General features: G+C 53.8%; 17 protein-coding genes. 12 read left to right on the top strand and 5 right to left on the bottom strand.

Annotated features, from left to right (window positions below; all coding sequences use genetic code 11):
- Positions 1-302 precede the first annotated feature (302 nt).
- From B7444_RS12375 to B7444_RS12365, 3 genes are all read right to left on the bottom strand, one after another.
- Positions 303-1,478: a serine hydrolase domain-containing protein gene (locus B7444_RS12375; protein WP_007283788.1), complete on the bottom strand. Its 1,176-nt coding sequence runs from the start codon at positions 1,476-1,478 to the stop codon at positions 303-305.
- A 108-nt stretch (positions 1,479-1,586) separates the two neighbouring features.
- Positions 1,587-2,963 carry a methyl-accepting chemotaxis protein gene (locus B7444_RS12370; protein ID WP_035730342.1) on the bottom strand — a complete coding sequence of 459 codons (1,377 nt, stop codon included), beginning with the start codon at positions 2,961-2,963 and terminating at the stop codon, positions 1,587-1,589.
- Between the two features lie 155 nt (positions 2,964-3,118).
- Complete coding sequence (locus B7444_RS12365; protein ID WP_007283786.1) at positions 3,119-3,883, bottom strand: GntR family transcriptional regulator; 765 nt, start codon at positions 3,881-3,883, stop codon at positions 3,119-3,121.
- 179 nt (positions 3,884-4,062) lie between these two features.
- Here B7444_RS12365 and B7444_RS12360 point away from each other — a divergent pair, with 179 nt between their 5' ends.
- From B7444_RS12360 to B7444_RS16810, 7 genes are all read left to right on the top strand, one after another.
- On the top strand, positions 4,063-6,414 hold the full coding sequence (locus tag B7444_RS12360) for a TonB-dependent receptor (RefSeq protein ID WP_007283785.1): 2,352 nt from the start codon (positions 4,063-4,065) through the stop codon (positions 6,412-6,414).
- A gap of 5 nt (positions 6,415-6,419) precedes the next feature.
- Positions 6,420-7,772 carry an NCS2 family permease gene (locus B7444_RS12355; RefSeq protein ID WP_007283784.1) on the top strand — a complete coding sequence of 451 codons (1,353 nt, stop codon included), beginning with the start codon at positions 6,420-6,422 and terminating at the stop codon, positions 7,770-7,772.
- Between the two features lie 11 nt (positions 7,773-7,783).
- On the top strand, positions 7,784-8,860 hold the full coding sequence (locus B7444_RS12350; protein WP_007283783.1) for a nucleoside hydrolase: 1,077 nt from the start codon (positions 7,784-7,786) through the stop codon (positions 8,858-8,860).
- Entirely contained in the window at positions 8,853-10,628 is a 1,776-nt protein-coding gene (locus tag B7444_RS12345; protein WP_007283782.1) for an adenine deaminase, read from the top strand. Before B7444_RS12350 ends, B7444_RS12345 begins: the two co-directional genes overlap by 8 nt.
- Positions 10,628-11,890, top strand: coding sequence for an amidohydrolase (locus B7444_RS12340; protein WP_007283781.1), 1,263 nt, complete (start codon positions 10,628-10,630; stop codon positions 11,888-11,890). Before B7444_RS12345 ends, B7444_RS12340 begins: the two co-directional genes overlap by 1 nt.
- Positions 11,887-12,546, top strand: a complete 660-nt coding sequence (locus B7444_RS12335; RefSeq protein ID WP_007283780.1) for a phosphoribosyltransferase — start codon at positions 11,887-11,889, stop codon at positions 12,544-12,546. Before B7444_RS12340 ends, B7444_RS12335 begins: the two co-directional genes overlap by 4 nt.
- 103 nt (positions 12,547-12,649) lie before the next feature.
- Entirely contained in the window at positions 12,650-12,793 is a 144-nt protein-coding gene (locus B7444_RS16810) for a hypothetical protein (RefSeq protein WP_007283779.1), read from the top strand.
- A gap of 39 nt (positions 12,794-12,832) precedes the next feature.
- Here the strand turns inward: B7444_RS16810 and B7444_RS12330 are convergent, their stop codons facing one another.
- Together B7444_RS12330 and B7444_RS12325 are read right to left on the bottom strand one after the other, a co-directional pair.
- Entirely contained in the window at positions 12,833-13,717 is an 885-nt protein-coding gene (locus B7444_RS12330; RefSeq protein ID WP_007283778.1) for a DNA/RNA non-specific endonuclease, read from the bottom strand.
- 116 nt (positions 13,718-13,833) lie between these two features.
- The gene (locus B7444_RS12325; protein ID WP_007283777.1) at positions 13,834-15,111 is read right to left on the bottom strand and encodes an MFS transporter; all 1,278 of its coding nucleotides are present in this window, start codon (positions 15,109-15,111) and stop codon (positions 13,834-13,836) included.
- Positions 15,112-15,568: 457 nt separating this feature from the next.
- Here B7444_RS12325 and B7444_RS12320 point away from each other — a divergent pair, with 457 nt between their 5' ends.
- From B7444_RS12320 to purU, 5 genes are all read left to right on the top strand, one after another.
- Positions 15,569-16,861 carry an NAD(P)/FAD-dependent oxidoreductase gene (locus B7444_RS12320; protein ID WP_007283776.1) on the top strand — a complete coding sequence of 431 codons (1,293 nt, stop codon included), beginning with the start codon at positions 15,569-15,571 and terminating at the stop codon, positions 16,859-16,861.
- Between the two features lie 343 nt (positions 16,862-17,204).
- Positions 17,205-17,636, top strand: a complete 432-nt coding sequence (locus B7444_RS16805) for a transposase (RefSeq protein ID WP_261766714.1) — start codon at positions 17,205-17,207, stop codon at positions 17,634-17,636.
- Between the two features lie 867 nt (positions 17,637-18,503).
- Complete coding sequence (locus B7444_RS12305) at positions 18,504-19,280, top strand: SDR family NAD(P)-dependent oxidoreductase (protein WP_231502963.1); 777 nt, start codon at positions 18,504-18,506, stop codon at positions 19,278-19,280.
- Positions 19,281-19,787: 507 nt separating this feature from the next.
- On the top strand, positions 19,788-21,182 hold the full coding sequence (locus B7444_RS12295) for a DUF2252 domain-containing protein (RefSeq protein ID WP_007283772.1): 1,395 nt from the start codon (positions 19,788-19,790) through the stop codon (positions 21,180-21,182).
- Positions 21,183-21,291: 109 nt separating this feature from the next.
- Complete coding sequence (gene purU / locus B7444_RS12290) at positions 21,292-22,170, top strand: formyltetrahydrofolate deformylase (protein WP_007283771.1); 879 nt, start codon at positions 21,292-21,294, stop codon at positions 22,168-22,170.
- Positions 22,171-22,262 lie beyond the last annotated feature (92 nt).

The following is a 22,262-nucleotide window of genomic DNA, read 5'->3' as shown; positions in this document are numbered from 1 at the left end:
CCGCGTCTGTCGTAGAGTCAGTTTTCTACGGAGGCTATTGGTAAAACGTCGCCTTCGGTTAACCTCGGGTTATGGAGATTGGGAAGGCGCATTCTTCCCCATGTGAACTCATCTTCAAGAATGAGTATGAGGTGCCGGAAATTTTTCCACGTGTGTGGTTTTTGAGAAGAATGGCCGAACCGCGAATGATCCTGGAGCGCAAAGGCCTCCACGATCATTCAGGTGATTTCAAATATCGAAGGTTTTTTCTGGCAGTGGCAGGCCGAAGACGTTGTCGAGATATTGAAATCTTATGGTCATGATCAGGTATGAAACGTCAGACCTAGATCACGTGCGGCTTCGGTTGCGATGTCGTGGCGTAGCTTCACAACACTATGCCCGCCAGATGGATGAACACGGTTCGTGAGGGTCAGGACATAACTGTTACTATCCGGGTCGATCCAGAGAGACGTTCCGGTAAAGCCTGTGTGACCAAAAGAATGACGTGAGAAAAGATCGCCTCGGGGGGACGAATAATGCGTTGAAATGTCCCAACCTAACCCCCGGAGATCGGTTTTTCCGGCTGGCTGCTGTGGCGTTACCATGAGTGCGAGGGTCTCACGTTTCAATGGGAATGTACTCGGACGTCCTGCCAGTCTGTCGAGAAGCGCCTGCGCATAGAGGCACATATCATGGGCATCTGAGAAAAGCCCGGCGTGACCTGCTACGCCGCCCATTCTGCGTGCTGTCGGGTCATGTACCACGCCTCTCAGAAGGGTGCCGTTCTCGTCGTATTGTGTAGGGGCAATGATTGGCGTCAGAGAGGCTTCTGGAAGATAACCGGATTGTGGCATTCCCAAAGGTGACAGAATATTTTTGCTGACATAGTCGTTCAGAGGAAGGCTACTAATTTTTTCGACGATAAGGCCAAGAGTGATGAAATTGATATCACTGTAGACAAATTTCTCCACAGGAGGATTCGCCAGCGGCGAGGTCATGACGCGGCGAACAGCCTCGACTTTTCCGTTCCAGGCGTCTTCCAGAGGAAGATCTGGTGGCAGGCCGGAATAGTGTGTCAGAAGAAGGCGGAGCGTGATGCTGCTTTTGCCATTGGTCCCAAATGCAGGAAGGTAGCGCGTTACAGGATCGTCAAGGTGCAGTTGTCCCTTCTCCACCAGCTGCATGACGGCCAGTGCTGTCATGGTTGGTTTGGTCAGGGAGGCCATGTCGAAATGCGTTTCCCACGTCATGGGTTCCTTGCGAGGGACAAGCGCCTGATGTCCATAAACATATCGATGAACAATCTGCTCATCGTGGCCGATCGCCAGCACAGCTCCAGGTGCCTGTCCGTCCCGTATTGCGTCTCTGACCAACCGGTCTACCGCTGAAAACTGATCGTGTGATGAACGGGCACACGCTGTAAACATCGAGCAGGTCAATGCCATACCGCCAGCCAGAAAAGATCTTCTGCCTGAAACTTGTTGGCGCAACATCATCATGCTCGGTTCTCCAGCGTCTAACTCTTACGATCCCGAAAGAAGTGGCGAGAGTAGCGGGGTTATGATGAAGCGCAAGCCTCGGCGGCAGAGGAAAACCCTGAACGTTCTTTAGGAACGTTCAGAGCGGTATGTAAAATGTCCCACCACTTTGTGAAGCTGCTGCGCCTCGTGTTTCAGGTTGTGGCTGGCTGTTGTAGTTTCTTCGACCATTGCTGCATTGTGCTGGGTAGCCTGATCCATGGCGCTGATCCGGGTGTTGATACCGGAGAGGCTTTCGGCCTGGTCGGTTGCCGCCGAAGAGATGTTCTCAACCAGGGACGTGATACGGCCGACGTTGGCCGTGATTGTACTGATCGCCTGATTGGCCTGTGCCACAAGCCCGACCCCTTCGGACACTCTGGCGCCAGAGACGGAAATGAGGGCGCGGATTTCTTTGGCTGAAGTGGCAGAGCGATGAGCGAGATTACGGATTTCAGTGGCCACCACAGAGAAGCCTGCCCCTGCCTCACCCGCTCGCGCAGCTTCAATTCCTGCATTCAGGGCAAGGAGATTTGTCTGAAATGCCATTTCTTCCATCAGGCCGATCGTTGCCCCTACCTGCCCTGATGACGCCTTGATGCCCTCCATGGCGCCATTGGCCAGTTTCATGACTTCGGTTACTGCAACTGCTTCGTCTCGCGCTCCTGAAGCGGCCAGTCTGACGTCCTGAACGGCCTGAGCCGTGTCCCGCACGGTTGCTGTAATAGAACTGACTGCCGTGGCAGTCTCCGCAAGGTTAGCTGCCTGCTGCTCTGTCCGGGCGGCAAGATCGTCCGCTGCGGAGGATATTTCTGCCGTACCGCTGGCGATAACAGAGGCGCCGTCCGCAATCTGCTCTACGGAAGATCGGTAATTGGCAATCAGGGCGTTGAAACTCACCCGGAAATCTTCAAACTTTTCCTGGAATGGTTCTGGAAACGAGAACGTCAGGTCGCCGGTATTAACAACCTCCATCCCGGCGCAGATCTGTTCTATCGTTTTGCTCTGGACCTGCCGGATCCGATCACTCTCTTCGGAGAGATGCTTTTGAATCTGAGCAGCTTTGTGGGCTTCCTGTGCAGCCTCTTCCTGTGCCCGGATCTGGTGCTGGCTACTGTCTATGAATTTAAGAAGGGATTTGGCGAGCCGGCCGGCATCGTCAAGCCGGTCCCCGTAAGGAACGCGGGACTTGAAATCGCCATCCGCAACTTTTTCGGTTGCGTCAGTAATCCTTTCAAAAGGCACTGCGATGATCCGGATGGCAAAACTGCCAATGACCAGGGTCAGGATGACCTGCAGCAGGACACCAAGAAGCTGGGTGAGGATTTGCGCCCCTGCGTAGTGAACAAAAAACCTTTTGCACACTTCATCCACAACAAACTGAACGGCAGAAACAACAAGAAGGGCCGTGATGATGACCCGAAGTTTCTGTCGGATCGGAGCTTTCGTTTCAATCCAACCGAGCAAGGGAAGTTTCTCCCGAAAATATAATGGCAGCCGTATATGGGTCAGCACGGCTTCCAGAACCCGGAAGAAATCTAAAGCCAGTTTCTTAATTTATCCTGAATGGTCCAACGGACACCCAACTCGTAATGCGTGCGTGCTGTGTCACAGGACGTCTGTCAGGTCATACTCTCAGTCAGCATTTCGCCATCTGCATTGATCCGGAAATCTGCAGCCCCTTCGGTAACAAGAAGCCGGCTGTATTCGCAAACACCCTGGCCAATGCAGGTCGTCACGCGTTTTATTCGCATTAACGGAGCGCCCGTATCCACCTTCAGCCATTCCGCAACGTCCTGAGACGCCCGGGACAGGCCAATGGAAATATCAGCATGACTGATGTGTAGCTTGAGCACGTCCTGCAGAATGGAGGCAGACGTTGTGCAGGCCGCAAGTTCTGGCGTGACAAGTTCAGCGAGCTGTCCTGGATAAAATACTTCTGTCACGCCCAGTGGGCCTTCTTCTGAACGATAACCACGTCGAATGAAGAGCGCATCGCCTGTCAGGGAAAGTGCCTCTGCAACTTCTTCGGGAGGTGGACGCATTCTGTAATCCAGAAGCGTCATTTCAGGGCTCAGACCCTTGCCTGCCAGAATTTCAAAAAACGAATGAATGGTCTGCTGTCGTCCTGGACGGTGCAGTGCCCCGACAAATGTGCCCCGGCCATGTTGGCGCACAACGATGTCCCGCTCTGCGAGATAGGACAGAGCCTGACGAACCGTGATGCGGCTGACACCATACATCTGGCAAAGCTCCGCCTCTGAGGGCAGCCGCTCCATGAACCGGCTGTCCTTGCCGATCAGTCCGGAAATATGGTGCCCCACCTGAAGATACAGGGGAGTTGGACCATTCGGATCCAGATCTGAAGAAAAGACAGCATGACGCATAAGGAAAAAATCCGCGGAACGTTTCACTTTTGGATTGAACGAAAGTGGATGAGACGATACTAAGACGTCTTATAACAACCTAATACGTCTTTGCCGATTCATGGCTCGTCTTTATGGCTGATCCATGGGGCATCTGTAAGTCACTTCGGGTGTCTCCGTATCGTTTGAGAGCTTCTTCCATGCGCGCTTCGACCTTTCTGAGTACCGCCGTTATCGGCAATCTGTTCTGTGTTGCAGCGTACGCTGCTCCTGTTGCGGATACAAAACACGCCGCGGAGAAGCGCCATTCTCCCTCATCTCGCAAGAATATAAAACCAGCGCCGTCACAGCCGGAGGTAATCCGGGTCGCGGCTGAGGCTGTCGCTGGCGGCCGCATGGTTCCGCAGAATGGCACGAAATCACGCAGCGAGATTACTCAGGCGTATATCGCCAAACAGGCCCCTACTCCCAACGTCTTCAAGCTTCTTGGTAACCTGCCTGGTGCCAACGTCGCGAGTGCTGATCCGTTTGGTATGGTCAGCGGGAACATGACGATTAGGGGCATGAACAGTGACCAGATCGGTTTCACTGTCGAAGGCGCTCCACTGAACGACATTGGGTCTTACATGGCCTTCCCTACCGAGTGGGTGGACTCAGAAAACCTTAACGAAGTCACGATGCAGCAGGGTTCCGCTAACCTTGATTCGCCCGTTATTGGTGCGTCTGGCGGTATTGTGTCCATGAATCTGATCGATCCATCCCATAAGATGGGCGCAACGATTGCTGGTTCATTCGGGTCATACAACACCCACCGCGAATATGCCCGTCTCCAGAGTGGTGACATTGGCAATACGGGTATGCGGGCCTTTGTAGCCTGGTCTCATCTGGAAGAGCCGCATTTCCGTGGTGCTGGCAACGATCACAAGCAGCATGTTGATGCCAAACTGGTAAAAGACTGGGCAAACGGAAGCCGTAGCACGGTTGCCGTGACGTTCGATGATTCCATGAAAGTCGCGTATCTGAATCCGACGCTTTCAGCCTGGCATCAATATGGACGCGGCGCCAACTATACCGAAGCTTTTTCCCCCACAGACACGAAATACTGGAAGCTGCATCAGAGTCCTTATCGTGTTCTGATCCTCAGTGCGCCTCAGAATATCGTGGTGAATGACAAGCTGGGTTTTGATTTCACGCCGTATTTCTATTGGAACTCCGGCACGATTGCCTCCGCGTCCCTTCTTTCCGAGAACGCCGTTTACTCCGGCACGCAGAAATACAGTATTGATCTGAATGGAAATGGCACAACGACCGACAAGGTCATGATGTATACCCCGTTTGGAACCCCCTACGTTTATCGGCCGGGCCTAGTGTCCAAGGTTCATTATACCATGGGCAGGCATACGTTTGTTTTTGGATACTGGTTTGACTGGTCCCGCGAGCGGATGGTCAATCCGTACAGTGCTGTTGGCGAAAATGGCGGCCCTGCAAATGTGTGGGGCTTTCTGGGGAATGTGAAGCTGTCTGATGGCACCCGTCTGGCCAGCTACGACAACCTGACGATCACACGCGTCAATACCCTGTTCTTTGGTGACACGTTTAACGCGCTGCATAACCGTCTGCGTGTGGAAGCCGGAATCAAGGAATCCATGGTGACGCGTATCGGCTACAACTATCTGCCCGGCGCGCAGTACCGCACCAGCATGAACGCTGCGGTGGCTACGCCAAATCTGGGCGCACGTTATCGGATCGACAGTCACAACCAGATCTTCGCAGACGTTGCGACCAACTTCCGGACACCAACGCTGAACGCGCTTTACAACACGTACAGCGCTTCAACGGGTAAAGCGGCCACGCTGGCCAATCCGTCTCAGAAGACGGAGTATTCCATCTCGGAAGAACTGGGTTATCGCTATCAGGGCGACGTTCTGAACGGCTCCATCACGTTCTTCAACTACAACTTTACGAACCGTCAGGTTTCCACTCAGGTTACGATCAACAACGCGCAGATCACCCAGAATATCAACGCGGGTGGTCAGACGTCCCGTGGTGTGGATATCGAACTGGGCCTGCGCCCCTGGCATCATCTTCGCCCATATATTTCGGCGGAATATTTGCATGCCACGATCGACAACAACTATCAGGTGGGCTCGGATTATCTGCCAACAGCCGGCAAGACTGCCGTTCGTAGCCCAAGTGTTCAGGCCTCTGTCGGGCTGGACTATGATGATGGAACATACTTTGCGGGCTTTGCCGTCAAGTATGTTGGCCGCCAGTTCTCGACATTCATGAATGATCAGGCCATGCCGGGTTATGTGAATGCTGATATGAACTTCGGGTATCGTGCGCCAAAGATCTTCCATACGCATCCGGAAATCAGGCTGAACCTCATGAATGTCGGTAACAACAAATACCTCTCCGGCGTCGCGGGTGTGGCTGCTTCCTCAAGAGCTGCACAGGGGATCTATGGCAGCGCCATCGCTGCTCAGGGTTCCCCGACCTATTATGTCGCTGGCAGCTTTGCGGCTCTCGTGACAGCAAAGATCGATCTTTGATCAGCATGTGGCGACAGCATCTGGATCGGTTTTTCAACCTCACGGCCAGCGGGACGACTGTTGGCCGTGAGGTTGTTGCGGGCCTGACAACCTTTGCTGCGATGGTTTATTGCGTGGCGGTCAATCCGATGATCATGGCGGAAGCCGGGATGGATCGGGCCAGTGTTCTGACTGCGACCTGCTTCATCGCGATTTTCAGCACGACCCTGATGGGGTTACTGGCCAATCTGCCTCTCGGTGTTGCGCCCGCCATGGGTTCGAATGTTGTTTTCGCGATCATTCTCGTCAAACAGATGGGCGTGCCCTGGCAATCCGCGCTGGCGCTGGTCTTCCTGACGGGCGTGATCTTTATGATCATGAGTCTGACGCGTCTTCGGGAACGGATTGCGCACGATATCCCTGATACGCTGCGGATCGGTATTCAGGTGGCCGTTGGTCTGGTCATCATGTTCATCGGAATGCGGAATTCCGGTTTCGTCGTGCCTAGTCCCTCGACGTTTGTCACGATGGGGCCGATCACCAGCCCGAAAGTTCTGATGACGCTGGCCGGCTTCATTCTGACACCCGTTCTCGTGGCTCGACGCGTCCCTGCTTCCCTGATCCTGTCCATCATCGTCCTGACGATTGTGGGGCTTTTCCTGCCGGACGGAAAAGGCGGCACCATCACGCGCTGGCCAGAACATGTTTTCGCGCTGCCCCAGTGGCCTCGGGCTACGGCCTTCCAGCTACAGCCGCTCTACCTCGCGCAGCACATTCTTTATGTGCTTCCCATGCTGTTCTTCTTCCTGTGCACTGAGCTTTTCGGCACACTGGCCAATCTGCTGGGCGTCGTAAAGGCCGCCGGGATGATCTCGAAAAGCGGTCGTATTCCCCGTGCCCGGGAGGCCTTCATCACGGACGCGGCGGGGAGTATTCTGGCGCCGCTTCTGGGGACGTCCATCGTGACGGTCTATTCAGAGTCCATCACAGGGGTGCATGCCGGGGGCCGAACCGGCCTGACCGCTCTGGTGATCGCGGGCGGGTTCTTGGCATCTCTGTTCCTATGGCCGCTCTTCATGGTCATCCCTCCTCAGGCCACCGCACCTTCCCTTCTCATGGTCGGGATGATGATGTTCCAAGGCGTTCGCCATCTGGACTTATCAGACCTGCAAGAGAGCGCGCCGGCCGCGTTGACGTTCATTATTGCTCTCCTGACGGGCAATCTCATCAACGGCATGGCCATTGGAACATTTTCCTATACTGCCATGGCTCTCGCTACCGGACGCGGACGTGCGATCGCGCCTGTCGTGTGGGGGCTTTGTGTCATTTTCATTCTGTTCTTTGTTGTTTCCGCCCGAATGCATGGCCATCACGTCTGAGAGGACCCATCATGTTTTTAAAATCAGGCCTTCCCGCCCTTCTGCTCGGGCTTGCCTCTCTTCTTCCATTGCATGCCGAAGCTGCCCCTGATCCGAATTACATCATTATCGATAATGATTTTGCGGGCCCTGGCGGCACCAACATCCAGTCCGTCATTCCGCTTCTTGGACAGGCGGACAAAGCGACACTTCTCGGCTTTACGGTCGTTATTGGTGATGGCTGGGAAAATGAGGCTGTAGCTCATCTCTCCCGCTTTCTGGATATTGCGAACGCGCCCTCCAGCATTCCCGTGGTACCGGGTGCCACACAGCCACTTGTCAATTCGCGGGCGCGGTTGCTGGCATGGGAAAAATCAAACGGAAAGATGCCTTGGAAAGGTGCCTGGCGTGGAGACGCACCGGATCTGCAACCTTCCGTCAAGCCTCTGAAAGAAGGCGCTACGGATCGGAAGACCCTTCCTGAAACAGCGGCCCTTTTCCTGATCAGGCAAGTGCATGCACACCCGCATCAGGTCACGGTCCTCGCAGGGGGGCCCCTGACGAACATCGCTCTGGCCATCAAACTTGATCCAGATTTCGCCTCCCTTTGCCGTCGTCTGGTGTTCATGGGCGCCATTGTGGATGGAAATCTGGCACAGGTGACGGACAGTGCGGATTACTACACGGACTTCAACCTGATGTTTGATCCGGAAGCCGCCAGCATTGCGCTTGACGCGCCCTTCCCGGAAGTCATCTCCGTGGGAGCTGTCGCGAACCCTATTCGTATGACGGCGGAAATCCGGGACAAGGCAACGCAGATACACGGCCCCGTCTCGGATTATGTTCGTCAGTATTTCCATCCTCAGCCGATGTGGGATGAACTTGCAGCGGCCATCGCCGTAGACCCGGCCCTTATTACGGGCAGCGTCACAGCCTATATGGACGTTGATCTCACACATGGCCCGAATTACGGCTACGCGCATGTGTGGCCCGAGAGCACGCGTCCCCATATCGGGGAGCGTCCAGTGAAGATCGTGACGGCAGTTGATACGTCACGTTTCATTCAGACTTTCGTCGATGCTGCCAACCGGATGAATACGCATGGTTGATGTCAACTGCTCTCTGGCAGATCCCCAACTTCGCAGACGCGCAGTTGATGCTGCCATGGGCCGTGCGGAATTTGATGTTCTGCTGTCCAACGGCCTTGTTGCAGATGTTGCGACGGGCGAACTGCGGGAAGCGGATGTTGGGGTGGTCGGTCCCCTGATTGCCAGTACGCACCCTAGAGGTCAGCGGCTGGATGCCAGGAAGGTCTTTGATCTCAAAGGAGCCATTATCTCTCCTGGCCTCATCGACTCTCACATGCATATCGAAAGTTCGATGGTGACGCCTCGGGTGTATGCCCAGACCGTTGTTCCCCAGGGAACGACAACCATCTGCTGGGATCCGCATGAGATCGGGAATGTCAGTGGTCTTGAGGGGGTTCGCTGGGCAATCGAGGCGACCAGAGGGCTGCCTCTGCGCATTCTTGTCCAAGCGCCATCCTGCGTTCCGTCAGCGCCTGGTCTGGAACGGTCGGGTGCCGTTTTTGACATTGCTGCCATGGAGGAGATGCTCTCCTGGCCTGAGGTGATTGGCGTCGCGGAAGTGATGGATATGCGCGGGGTCGTGAATGGCGCGCCGCGTATGAGCGGGATTGTCAACGCTGGCTGTGCCAGTGGAAAGCTGGTCTGTGGGCATGCTCGCAATTTGTCAGGCAAAGGTCTCCAAGCCTTCATGGCCGCGGGCATTGAGTCCGATCATGAGTTGACTAGCAAAACTGATATTCTCGAAAAACTTCGCTCAGGGATGACGCTTGAACTCCGCGTCTCGCATGAGAACATTCTGCCAGAAGCCGTAGTGGCGTTTGAGGAACTGGGTGGCGTCCCTCAGACTGTGACCCTGTGCACGGACGACATCTTCCCGGATGATCTGTTGCGCCGCGGCGGGATGGTTCATCACCTGAGATGTCTGGTCGCTTTAGGCATGAAGCCGCTGGATGTTCTGCGGTGCGCAACGCTGAATGCGGCGATGCGTCTTGAGCGGCGTGATCTTGGATTGGTCGCAGCGGGTCGCCGGGCCGATCTGGTTGTTTTCGACAACCTGCAGGATTTTACCCCTCTGGAAGTTTTCACGTCCGGGGAACATTCGGCGTCCCGGGGAGGGTTGCTTGCAGAACTCCCGTCCGAGTTACCGGGTCTGCCAATTCACACCGTCCGGCGCTCTCCTGTCACGGCGGCGGATTTCAAAGTCCCTGCCCCGGATAGACAGGCAGTCCAGGTCCGTACGGTGCATACGCCGCGCGCGACCCGGTGGGGCCAAAGAGAGATGGACGTCGAGAATGGGTATCTGGTCCTCCCTGCTGACACAGCTCTGATGGCGGTTTTCAATCGCTATGGGGAGGAAGGCCCGCCGGGGCTTGGTGTGCTTGAAGGATGGGGAGAGTGGTCCGCTACGATTGGCACCACCATTCTTCATGACAGCCATAATCTGGCGGTTTTTGGCCGCAACCCGGAAGAAATGGCACTCGTGGCGAATACGCTTATCGCCAGTGGCGGTGGAATGGCAGTCGCTCGTGATGGCAAGATCGTGGCGCATGTTCCCCTGCCCGTCTGCGGACTCCTGTCTCCTGAAAGCCCCGAAGTGGTGAGCGAGCAGTTCATCGCTGTCCGTCAGGCTGCCGCGGCTGCCACGACGTGGGATGGCCCGACATCCATGATCAAACTCGTCACAGGTGCTTCTCTTGCCTGTAATCCCGGTCCTCATGTTACGGATCTCGGAATTGCAGATGGAGGCACCGGAGAAATCTTTACCGACATGATTATTGAGAACGTCTGATGCAGTTCCCCTGTGACGTCGTCGGTATGCGCCGCGAACTGCACCGTTTCCCGGAAACAGCTTTTCTGGAGTACCGGACTGCTTCAGTCGTGGCAGAGCGCCTGTCCCAGCTTGGATATACGGTGAAAACAGGCGCGGATATCATGTGCATGGACGATGTGCGTGGCATTCCGTCGGCTGGAGACGTGCAGGCAGCAAAGGAAGCGGCCCTTCAGGCAGGGGCCTATCCCAAATGGCTGGATAAAATGCCGAATGGGCAGACGGCTGTTTGCGGCGAGATGCGGCGTGGGGATGGCCCCGTTCTGGCCCTTCGCTTTGATATGGACGCCTTACCCGTTCATGAATCCGATGCCGGTGAGCACCGTCCTGCCAGCGCAGGGTTTGCTTCCCAGTATGAAGGGCGCATGCACGCCTGTGGCCATGACGGTCATACGGCGATCGGTCTGGCTGTTGCAGAACGGCTTGCATGGTCAGAGGCCCGATGGAAAGGAACGCTTCGTTTCATTTTCCAGCCCGCAGAGGAAGGTGGGCGCGGTGCGCAGCCTGTCGTCGCCAGCGGACTACTTGATGATGTCGATATCTTTCTGGCTTCGCATCTCGGCTGTCAGCTCCCAAGTGGACAGATCGCCCTTGCTGCTGATGGCTTCCTCTGGGCCGAAAAATGGAACGTCACCTTTTCCGGTACTGCGGCTCACGCGGCGATGTGCCCCGAAAAAGGACGTAATGCCCTCCTCGCGGCCGCCCTCGCCGTTCCCGGCCTTTATGCCCTCCCGCGGGACGGTCAATCTGATACGCGTATCAATGTCGGTCTGCTCCAGGCCGGTCGCACCCGGAACGTCATAGCGGATCGTGCTTATCTGGAACTGGAACTGCGCGCCTCTGCTCAGGAAGGTCTCCAGCGCCTGAGTGCGGGTGCGAGACGTGCCTTTGAAGGTGCTGCTGTAAGTCAGGGTGTGCACGTCGATATCGACGTCTATGGAACGGCCATCAGCGCACAGTCGGACGAAACGATCATGAAGCGTCTGGAGGTCGCAGTTCACGAAACACATTCTGGAACGGTGGTTCGGAACTGGCCGATTGGTGGCGGTGACGATGCCACCTTTATGATGCAACGTGTGCAGGAGCGCGGTGGCCAAGCAGGATATTGCCTGATCGGGGCTGATATCGCTGCGCCGCATCACGCCAGCCTGTTTGATTTTGATGAGGCTGTTCTTGAAAACGCAGTGAAGCTACTGACAGCCTTTGTCGAGAGATCCGCATGAGTACCCTGCCCTTCTGGCAGCATTTCGCACCGGATGAGGATCTCTCTGCTCCTTATACCGATCGTTTCCGGGTCCGCTTTGCGGCGCATAGACTGGATCTGCCGCTACGCGTTCTCCCGGATGGCCAGAAGGCCGTCTCGTCCCTGCTGGTAAATCAGGCGTCGTTCCCGGTCATGGATGCGCTGTCCGAAAATCTGACGGAAATTGCTCGTTCTTTAGCGCCTGATCTCATCGTCGGAATGCCAACTCTCGGATTAGGGCTTGCTGCAACGATCGCACGGGCGTGCGGGCTTGAGCGCTATGTCCCACTGAGTACATCGCGCAAGTTCTGGTATGATGAACGCCTCTCGGCCCCGCTTTCATCGATTACCAGTCCGGACAAAACCAAACGGCTCTATCTGGATCCGAACCTGCTTCTCTTGCTTGAGGCGGCAGAACGCATTGTCATCGTGGATGACGTTGTCAGTACAGGGGTGTCTCTGGAAGCTGGCGTCAGAGTTCTGGCCGCGATCGGGGTCTCGCCCTGTGCTGCCCTCTGCGTCATGACACAGAGTAACCGTTGGCAGGGAAAATTTTCGTTTCCTGTCATGAGTTGTTTTTCATCCCCTCTCTTCAAGCGAGTGGGCGGGGGCTGGGTTGAACAGGATGAACTCTGAGTGCTGGGGCCTATACGGCACTCCTGTTCCTCCAATGCTGAACACTTTCACATTTTTCCCGCCCGCTCTTTAGCCTGGTGGTGTCGCCAGATGAAATTTCGGCATGGGAAAGTCAGGAAAACCCGTTCAATCCATCGAGCACTCTGCCTCATTGCTTGAAATCATTGCGCAGGAAGGTGGCGGCGTAGGTGGGCCTGCTCTCAAGTCCGCTTGGTGCAGTTACCAATGGCGCGGCAATCAGGTGTGAAGGCGGGATCGTTCCAACGATCCTGTAGGCCTCAGATATTTATGGTCTGAGAGCTCGTACAAGAGCTTTCAGCGCCTTCTGTGCTGCTTTGGTGCCCCACTCTTTCAGAAGCTTCTGACCATTCGGGCGGTGAGCGAGAGCATAAGGGCTTTGCCGGACAGGGGGCATCGCTGACACATGGTCTTTGAGGGATGCGGGCAAGGACGGAAACGGATCAATATTCACAAGTTGGGTTAGCATGGCCACGGACGTGATCTTACAGGTCGGGTTGGATGTGTTGAGGCAGACATAGGCGCCTGTTCCAGGCCCTGCCGGATTATAGACTGCTTTCCACGTAACGGCTGGAACAGGAATATGGCTTTTTCCAATGGTTTTCTGGATATGATCCGGGTCATATCCAGGCCCCGTTACAACGAAGATTTCGCCTTCCTGCTCAGCCCAGCCTCTGACGGCACTTTCCACCCCTTCCCACGCGCCACGATTCAATTCGGCTGTCTGAGGAACGATGTTGGAAAGCAGGAAGGACTGATCCTGCGCCGTTGCTCCCGGCTCATCTCCGCTTGGGGTCATGTGGCCGCGATCATAGCCGGAGGAGCGATAGTCCGTGAGGAGTGCCCGCATGGTTCGAGGTAGTCGTTCATCTGGCTGAAAGCTGCCATTTCGCTGCGTCTTACGAGCGATTGCAACGTTTTCTTCAGTCAGATCTTCGGCAGACCACAGCGGGCCTTTGGTGCGCTCGGACACGAGAACAGCATAGCCGTCGTTGCACAGCATGACTGTTCCGATCCGCTGGCTTTCTGACAGAACAGCTGGAGGAGTGTCTCCAGCAAAGAACTGCGGGCAGTTTGCGGCCTGTGCAACGCCTGGCAGTGTCAGCTCAAGCAGCGCTCCGAAAATGATACACGGCCCAAGCCCAGCTCTCACAGTTTGATAATCCCTTTAACATCTCACGGATGAAGAAAGGGATAGTGAGATTATCTTTTCATAACAACAGTATAACCTGGAAACTCGTTGGGAGCTTCTGGATGGTGGTCAGTTACTCAGGCTCTTTCCGGGGAACACCAGAGTGCGATTGTCCCGATCAAGGCCGTGAACGCGACGTAAATCGCTGGGGCCAGAGGCGTATGGGGTGTCAGTGCGGAAATGATCGCTGGGGTCAAACCACCAAACACAGCATAGGAAATATTATATGACAGGGAGAGCCCTGAGAAGCGGACCATGGCAGGGAATGCGCGAAGCATCCCGATAGGCACCAGCCCCACAAAGCCACAGCATAGACCACTGAACGCCGCCCATAGCGACAGCATATGGGGGAAGTTTGGAGACACCCCATATAGGCCAAAAGCACCGACTGCCAGAGCAAGACCACTGATCACCCCAAGAAACCGTAGGGGAAAAATATCCGTCAGGCTGCTCATGACAACGACCGAGATTGTCAGGCATAGAGTGGCAGCCAGACTGGCAATCATCGTTTCGGATGGAGAGACGTGATGCAGTGTCTGCATGAGCGGCGGCATCACCAGGACGAGAACCACAATAGCGGCCGTCAGCGTCCACGTTGTCATCATGGAGCAAAGAATGCCGCGTCGATGATCACGAAGAAGGATCTTTGCGGGTAGCGTACCAGCAGTCTCGGCGCGGTCGTGCATTTCCCGAAAGACGGGCGTTTCTTCCAGCCACCGACGCAGGAACATGGCTCCAAACCCGAAAACGCCCCCAATCACAAATGGGATACGCCAGCCCCATGAGGACACGACATCAGGAGCAAGAATGGCATGCAGGCTCAGGATGATAATGGAGCCCAGAAGGATCCCCCCGGTCAGCCCCCCGGTCAGAAGGCCTGTGGCCAGACCGGTACGACCGGCAGAAGCATGTTCGGAGACAAAAACCCAGCCGCCCGGTGCTTCGCCGCCGATCGCTGCCCCCTGCATTACGCGCAAGGCAAGAAGAATCAACGGTGCTGCGACGCCAAGTGTTTCATATCCCGGCAGCAGGCCCATCAGCAAAGTTGGAACGGCCATGAGAAGAACGCTGAGGGTGAAAACCTTTTTCCGCCCGGATACGTCTCCAAAATGGGCCATGACGAGGCCTCCGAGCGGTCGTGCCAGATACCCTGCCCCGAAAAGTCCAAATGCCTCAGCCTGCCTTAGCCATTCTGCCTGACTTGCCGGAAAGAAATGGGCGGCAATGAGCTTGGCCAGAAATGCGAAAATAACAAAATCGTAAAATTCCAGCGCACCGCCAAGAGAAGCAAGAGCAAGAATGCGAAGTTGGGACAGGCTGAGTGAAGCAGATGCAGCTTCAGGGCGAGACAACATGAAAAAATGATCCCTGCACTTCTGGAAAATGACGGATAGCCCAATCCGAGCTGCTGACGAAGGGTGGTTATGATACTTGTTTCAGGAAGTCCATAATTTATGGAAGATAATATCCTGCACGAGCTATTTTTTATTAAAAAAAATTGAGTGAGACTAATTTGGTGAGATCCAAAAGGTTCTCTTTTCCAGAATGTACTTCCCGTTACGGGGGATGAGCCCTCCGAGTACGATGGAACTCCCATTTCGTTAAATGGATGGATTGTATAATTTGTGATTGTTATTAAGTAAATTTTATGTATACGATCAATAAATAATGAGAATGTTACTTTAATCAAATTTTCGATACCTACACATCCTCATGAAAATATTATTATTATTTCTTATGAAATTCTGTATTTTCCGTTGAAGTTCTTTAGCAGCCCAGAGCTCAGGCTCTTGGGCGGAGGCTTTGAAATTCATGAAACCACAATCAGAAATTCTGATCGTCGGAGGCGGTGTCGCCGGCCTGTCACTTGCAGCCAATCTGGGAAAGACCTTGGGAAAGCGGCGTAAGGCACGCATCACTTTAATCGACAAAAGCTTTTCCCATGTCTGGAAACCGATGCTGCATTGCTTTGCCGCAGGGACGGTTGCCAATGAAAATGACAGGATCAGCTTCATCACCCAGGCCAGCGAACATCATTTTGAATTCTGGCCAGGTGAGGTCGTCTCGATTGATCGGGAAAACCGACAGGTTGTTCTGAGTCCTTTCCATGCATCTGATGGTTCGCTCGTTCTTGAAAGCCGCACGATCCGGTATGACACGATCATTCTTGCGATTGGCAGTTGCGCAAATGATTTCGGTACCCCGGGTGTAAAAGAGCACTGTCTGTGTATCGATAACCTCGTTGAAGCGAATGTTTTCAATGAAAAATTCCGCATGGAACTGATGCGGGCCTTTGCTCACGGTTCGGAACTGGACATCGCTATTGTCGGTGGTGGTGCCACGGGCACCCAGCTGGCTGCGGAACTCCACAAAGCTCTGGATATTGTTGACCCGTACAGCCTGCATGCCTTTGGAAAAACACCTCCGAAGCTGAGGGTGACCCTGTTACAGTCCGGCCCTCGTATCCTGCCAGCCTTTCCGGAATCTGTCTCGCTGGCCGCCCAGCAGGAACTTGAACGGATTGGTGTTACTGTAAGAACGTCTGCTCGCGTGGCAGCGGCGGATTCCGCCGGCTTTATTCTGAAAGACGGCACGCATATTCCTGCCAAGCTTCGAGTATGGGCTGCCGGCGTAAAAGCGCCAGAGGTTACTCAGACCTACGGAAATCTGTCTCTAAATCCTACCGGTCAGATCCTGACCCATTCAAATCTCTGCTCTATTGATGATGACCGTATTTTTGCGGTGGGAGACTGTTCCTTCATCAAGAATGATCCTCTGCCCGCAACGGCTCAGGTCGCCCGGCAGCAGGCCCTTCATCTTGCACGTCACCTGCCTGCGTTTATTGAACGTGGCGTAAAGGTTCCGGGATGTGTCTTTAAAAACAAGGGCGCCATTGTTGCTTTGGGAAAATATAACGGCTGGGCAGCACTCCCTGGCGGAACAGTATGGGGAGGAGGTTTTTTTCATGGTTTCTCTGCCCGCATGGCTCATCTGTTTATCTACCGTAGGCATCAGATCGAGCTCTTTGGCTTTTATCGAGGGCTGATTTCTCTTTATTCGGACTGGATTGAGACATTTATACGTCCATCAGTGCGGCTGGATTAGAGTTTTCAAGAGCTCAAAATTTTTCTTCTTTGCCCCCTCTGTTTTTTTGAAGACAAAAATTCTAAAAGATAGAGAGGGTATCATTTAAAATTCAAGTATAGAAAAATGGTAAATATTTTCTGGTCATAAACTTCTCATTTATTAATATAGGTATTTTTGTAATATTTATCCTGAGAATTGTATGTCTATATATTTTGAATGCATTAGTCTCAATGTTTTTGTCTTAGGTTAGGTTGATAAAAGCTCTATACGATCTGTCTGAGGGCTGATTCATTTCCTTCCTGAGAGTACAACGGACAGAGAAAACAGACTGGCGCGAGGCGCTCTGCTGAATCAGGAATGGTTGATGATTGGTCCGTTTCTGCCGCCTGAGCGCGGATGTTGGCCGCGTCCAGCGGATGACATCTGTCGGTTTCTCAATGGTATGCTGCATGTCCTGCGTGTCGGTTGCCCATGGCGGGACATGCACGGGCGCTACGGAAAATGCAACTCGGTCTATGTCTGGTTCTGCCGGTGGGCTGAGCAAGGCGTCTGGGATGCCTTGCTGGAAACACTGGTCGAACTCGGCCGGACCGATGACTGGCAGCACATGGTCGACAGCACGGTCGTTCGGGGGCATAGCCAGGCAGTCGGCGCAAAAGGGGGACTTATAAGGAAGGCTTTGGTCGAAGCCGCGGCGGCTTTACAAGTAAGATCCACGTCCGAGGCGACAATTAGGCACATCCTCTTGGCTTTACCTTCATCGGAGACCAAGTCTCGGATTACAAAGCCATAGACGGGTTGATGGAACTGTCAGCTTTAAAACCCCAAGACATGCTGGCCGATCAGGGATATGACAGCGACTGTTTCCGTCAGTATCTGTTGCTTCACGGGATACTGCCGGTCATTCCATCACACAAGGGCCGCAGCACTCCATAGAAAATAGACTGGAAGTGCTACAGAAATCGAAGCTGCATCGAACGGTGTTTGACCGGCTCAAGCCGATACGGCGTGTTGCTCTCCGCTACGACAAGGCCGATCTAGCTTTCATGAACTTCCTCAATCTTGCTACCGCAAGACACTGGATCAGATATTTCTTAAAATCCTCGCTATAGAGGCGTGCCTTGCATGCGCGCAGATGAAAGCCGAGGCCGCTAAGAACGTAGATCAGAAAGCGCTGGCCTTTTCTGGGGCTGGTTGCAAATCAGTCAATCCGGACTTTTCTGAAAACCTATCTGACTCTCATACTTCAGTGTTGCGCGAGGCGGTCTTTACGAGGGACTCAATTATTCAGTTAATCCTGCATCCGGTTCGGCAAGCAGCCCCTGTGGAAAACGAATGTGCGCACTGTGGAGCGCGATTTTTAAAAAGCCTCATACGCTCTGCACCTTAAAATCAAATGTACTTCATTCGAAGGCATATAATTTTCAAAACAAAATCGCACGCCTCTGCCTCTATCGGTCGATACCGGCAAGTAAACTTGTCAGTTTACTGGGATGATGCGCAAAAAAATGCAATTTTGGTGCAGTTAAAGAAGTGTGGCATTTTATTTCTTGCTGCATGAGGATATAACCCGATTATGTTCTCACAGATTGTTTCATAAATGTTTCGCTCCACACGACACATGCCACAAATCGCCCCGAAAAGCCCCAAGACTGCTATCGTGACAGGAGCATCCGGGGGGATCGGGACTATTGTGGCCCAAACTCTTCTGGATGAGGGTTATAGCGTAATCGGGTTGGCGCGCTCGCATCCAGATATCACGCAGGATTCGTTTACTTTCGTCCCGTTCGACGCATCGCAGACACCTGAATTAGAACAGGTTTGCGAAAATGTGGTCAAAAATATCGCTTCTGTAGATGTCCTGATTCATTGTGCAGCAGTCATAACGCCCACGGATGTTGAAACGATGGGGACAGAGGACGTGCTGCGCCAGATCTCCGTCAATCTGACGATGCCGGTTGTGCTGACATCAAAGCTTCTTCCCCTTATGGGAAAAGGCAGCCGAATTGTGTTTGTAAATTCCATGGCCGCGACGATGCCTCTGGCGGGGAGCAGCATCTACGGGGCTACAAAGGCCGGACTTCGCAATTTCGCGCTTTCGCTCTCTCAGGAAGTGGGAAGTCGCGGAATTTCAGTGTCGTCTATCTTCCCTGGGGCTGTTTTGACCGAAATGTTGCGCCAGGAAATGGCTTCAGGTGGTTCTATTCTAAATTTTGTGAGCTGTCCGGCTCGTCCTGAAACCGTTGCCCGGGAAATTGTTTCCCTTGTAAACAAACCCAAATTGGAACGCTTTCTTCCTGCTCTCGACGGAATTTTCGGTGGTCTGTGTATGCTTATGCCCAGATTATTGCGGATTTCGATGCCTGTGCTGACATATTTCGGGAAGCGTGGTTACGCTCGGGCCATTCGCAAAAACATCTTCCAAAGCCGGGCCTGATTTTTTGCCCAGCTTCGGAACAGAAGTGGAAGGCCCTATCTCGACATGCAGGTGCAATAAATATGAACAGCGGAAAAGATTATAAATCCTGACATCCAGAACCAGTTTGCATGGACATGCCCCCCCGCATCCAGGGTCGTTGTGATACAGGCGATGAGAAAGAAGCCGGTCATTAACGCCCCGGACAAAACGATCCATAGAAGCCGCTTCTTGTTCATCTGCGCTATTACTTTCGTGATTGCCTTAAGTCAGGAGGGGAAACTGAACCCAAAAACTGCCGTACGCAAGCTTTGACGGTTATTAATTGGCAAAAAATTTTCTCAATTTGAGAATATTGCCAGATAAGTCATTGTTTTTGTTTCCATTATTTACTTTATGAAATGACAAAACTTTATAGGCTCTTTCGTAGTAGAAAATTAGGTACAAGAGTCTCGCCTCTGATTTTCTGGATTACGTTTTTTGCGTCTATGATCAGGTAGCCTGCACTCTCAATGAGTAGTGAGAAGAATGTCTGATAAAGATTTCCCGGCAGTTGCAAGCCATGACCTTCTATCCCGGCAGGACAGTCGCTGTCTGGGGGCGAGATTACGGAAATCCATGCCGCGTGCGGCCCAAGCCGAATGGGCTGCTTCCAAGGATCGGGTAGATCCGGTTGAGATCCTGAAACAGCAAGGAAAAAGCCGTATCACTGCCCTGCTGTCGGTCCGCTATGATCGCATGAAAGTCTCCCCCTTTACTTTTTTGCGAGGGGCGGCAGCAGTGATGGCGCAGGACATGGCCAAGGCTCCAGTTTCTGGCATTCACGTCCAGTCCTGCGGAGATTGTCACTTCGGAAATTTCGGCAGTTATGCCTCTCCCGAAGGTGTGCCTGTCTTTGATATCAATGACTTTGACGAGACACTTGATGCACCCTTTGAATGGGACATCAAACGCTTGGGAACTTCCCTCGTATTGTCCGGGCAGGAAAATGGTCTCTCTCCCAAGTCTGTCAGGCAACTCGTAAAAATCATGTCGCTGTCTTATACGCAGCAAATGGTTCGACTGGCGGGGATGACTCCATTGCAGGTCTGGACGGATCGCATTGATTTCACGTCGGCGATTTCGAATTTTGAAGACCCGAAGGTCAGAGCAAGGGCGGAGAAACTTCTGTCTGATCGTCTTGATGCTGCCAAGGGACACTACGGGCTCGTCAGCAGCGATAAAAGCGGCCCGTCTCTCAAAGAAAAGCCGCCACTGGTCATGCGAGTGCCTGATCAGGAAGAGACCATCCGCCTCGCCTTTGCGCGCTATATCGCCACTCAGCCTCCTGAACGCGCCATTCTTCTCAAGCGGTACAATCTGCGAGACGTTATCTTCAAGGTTGTTGGCATCGGTAGTGTCGGCACGTTTTGCGCTATTGGCCTGTTTGCAACCGCCGATGGAGAGACCATGCTCCTTCAGATCAAGGAGGCGCAGGCTTCGGTTCTTGAAGCTGCTGCCCCTCCCTCACCGTTTAAAAATCAGGGCGAGCGCGTGGTTACTGGGCAGCGGATCATGCAGGCTGTGTCAGACACGTTTTTAGGGTGGACGCACAGCAACGCGTCGATCGATAGCGATACGCCGGATCTGGCCGGCGCAGGACGGCAGTTCTATGTGCGTCGCGTCAAAGACAGTCGTCTCGCAGCTATCGGGGCAGACGTCGCGCAAGACGGATTGGAAGATTATGCGCGCCTTTGTGGCCGTGCCCTGGCACGCGCACATGCCCGGTCAGGGAATGCCAGCATGATTTCCGGGTATCTCGGAAAAGGTGCAGGATTTGCGGACGCGATGGCTGAATTTTCGGAAGCCTATGCCCAGCAGACCGAGCAAGACTGGAAAAATTTTGTCGCTGCTCTGGAGCACGGAAAACTTGCTGTTCAATAAATAGCCTCGCCGCTGGCTCGCCAGAATTTTACCTGATGTGGATCACCGACTATAGGAAAGCCAGAGCAATCAAAACGCCCGGCGGTTTTCCTCAAGCGGACTTCACTTCATGATACGTCAGTCATCGTCTCTCACGACCTACATCGTCACATTCAGTTGCCCGAACCGCCCGGGTATCGTCGCAGCCATCAGTCAGCGACTTTTCGAGTTGGGCGCCAATATTACCGAAGCACAGCAGTTCGATGACACGGACAGTACCCAGTTTTTCATGCGTATCGTTTTCGAACTTCCAAAGGGGGCTCTTTCAGAGGACGCCCTGAAGGCTGAATTCGCTGAACTGGCTGAGATTTTTTCAATGAATTGGTCCATCAGTGACCGTTCAAAGCGGTTGAAGGTTCTTCTGTTCGTTTCCCGCTTTGATCATTGCCTTGTGGATCTGCTGTATCGGTGGCGGATTGGGGAGCTCCAGATCGACCCCGTAGGCATTATTTCCAACCATCCACGGGAAACCTACGTGGATCTGGATTTCCATGGCATCCCTTTCCATCATCTGCCAATCACGAAAGACACCAAGGCGGAGCAGGAAGAGCGGATCTGGACCGTCTTTCAGGAGAGCGGAGCGGAACTGGCTGTCCTTGCCCGCTACATGCAGATCCTGTCGAACGAAATGGCGACGCGTCTTTCCGGGCGTTGCATCAATATTCACCACTCGTTCCTGCCTGGTTTCAAGGGAGCCCGTCCCTACCATCAGGCCTTCAGTCGCGGTGTCAAACTGATCGGAGCTACCGCTCACTATGTGACCAGTGATCTCGATGAAGGTCCGATCATCGAGCAGGACGTGGAACGGATTTCCCATGCGGATGATCCGGACGATCTGATCCGTAAAGGCAGAGACATTGAACGCCGGGTTCTCGCCCGTGCCGTCCGGTATCATGTGGAACGTCGTGCTATTCTGAACGGAAACAAGACGATCGTTTTCACCCCCTGATCCATTTCGGCGGCCGTGCAGGCTGGCATACCGGAAGCGCTTGGACATGCTTTTTCCGATGTGTCAGCATGGCGCGTCATGTCCTGAGCAGT

Origin of the sequence: Gluconobacter thailandicus F149-1 = NBRC 100600, from assembly GCF_000964465.1 — a bacterium.
Lineage (GTDB): Bacteria > Pseudomonadota > Alphaproteobacteria > Acetobacterales > Acetobacteraceae > Gluconobacter > Gluconobacter thailandicus.
Note: the sequence above shows the minus strand (reverse complement) of the source record. Positions and strands in the feature narration are given on the sequence as shown.

What these genes read in the sequence shown, in the direction of transcription:
- B7444_RS12325 (WP_007283777.1), bottom strand. Translation starts at nt 15,111, where the DNA reads ATGTTGTCTCGCCCTGAAGCTGCATCTGCTTCACTCAGCCTGTCCCAA.
- B7444_RS12335 (WP_007283780.1), top strand. Translation starts at nt 11,887, where the DNA reads ATGAGTACCCTGCCCTTCTGGCAGCATTTCGCACCGGATGAGGATCTC.
- B7444_RS12365 (WP_007283786.1), bottom strand. Translation starts at nt 3,883, where the DNA reads ATGCGTCATGCTGTCTTTTCTTCAGATCTGGATCCGAATGGTCCAACT.
- B7444_RS12355 (WP_007283784.1), top strand. Translation starts at nt 6,420, where the DNA reads ATGTGGCGACAGCATCTGGATCGGTTTTTCAACCTCACGGCCAGCGGG.
- B7444_RS12340 (WP_007283781.1), top strand. Translation starts at nt 10,628, where the DNA reads ATGCAGTTCCCCTGTGACGTCGTCGGTATGCGCCGCGAACTGCACCGT.
- B7444_RS16810 (WP_007283779.1), top strand. Translation starts at nt 12,650, where the DNA reads ATGGGAAAGTCAGGAAAACCCGTTCAATCCATCGAGCACTCTGCCTCA.
- B7444_RS12360 (WP_007283785.1), top strand. Translation starts at nt 4,063, where the DNA reads ATGCGCGCTTCGACCTTTCTGAGTACCGCCGTTATCGGCAATCTGTTC.
- B7444_RS12350 (WP_007283783.1), top strand. Translation starts at nt 7,784, where the DNA reads ATGTTTTTAAAATCAGGCCTTCCCGCCCTTCTGCTCGGGCTTGCCTCT.
- B7444_RS12375 (WP_007283788.1), bottom strand. Translation starts at nt 1,478, where the DNA reads ATGATGATGTTGCGCCAACAAGTTTCAGGCAGAAGATCTTTTCTGGCT.
- purU (WP_007283771.1), top strand. Translation starts at nt 21,292, where the DNA reads ATGATACGTCAGTCATCGTCTCTCACGACCTACATCGTCACATTCAGT.
- B7444_RS12320 (WP_007283776.1), top strand. Translation starts at nt 15,569, where the DNA reads ATGAAACCACAATCAGAAATTCTGATCGTCGGAGGCGGTGTCGCCGGC.
- B7444_RS12295 (WP_007283772.1), top strand. Translation starts at nt 19,788, where the DNA reads ATGTCTGATAAAGATTTCCCGGCAGTTGCAAGCCATGACCTTCTATCC.
- B7444_RS12345 (WP_007283782.1), top strand. Translation starts at nt 8,853, where the DNA reads ATGGTTGATGTCAACTGCTCTCTGGCAGATCCCCAACTTCGCAGACGC.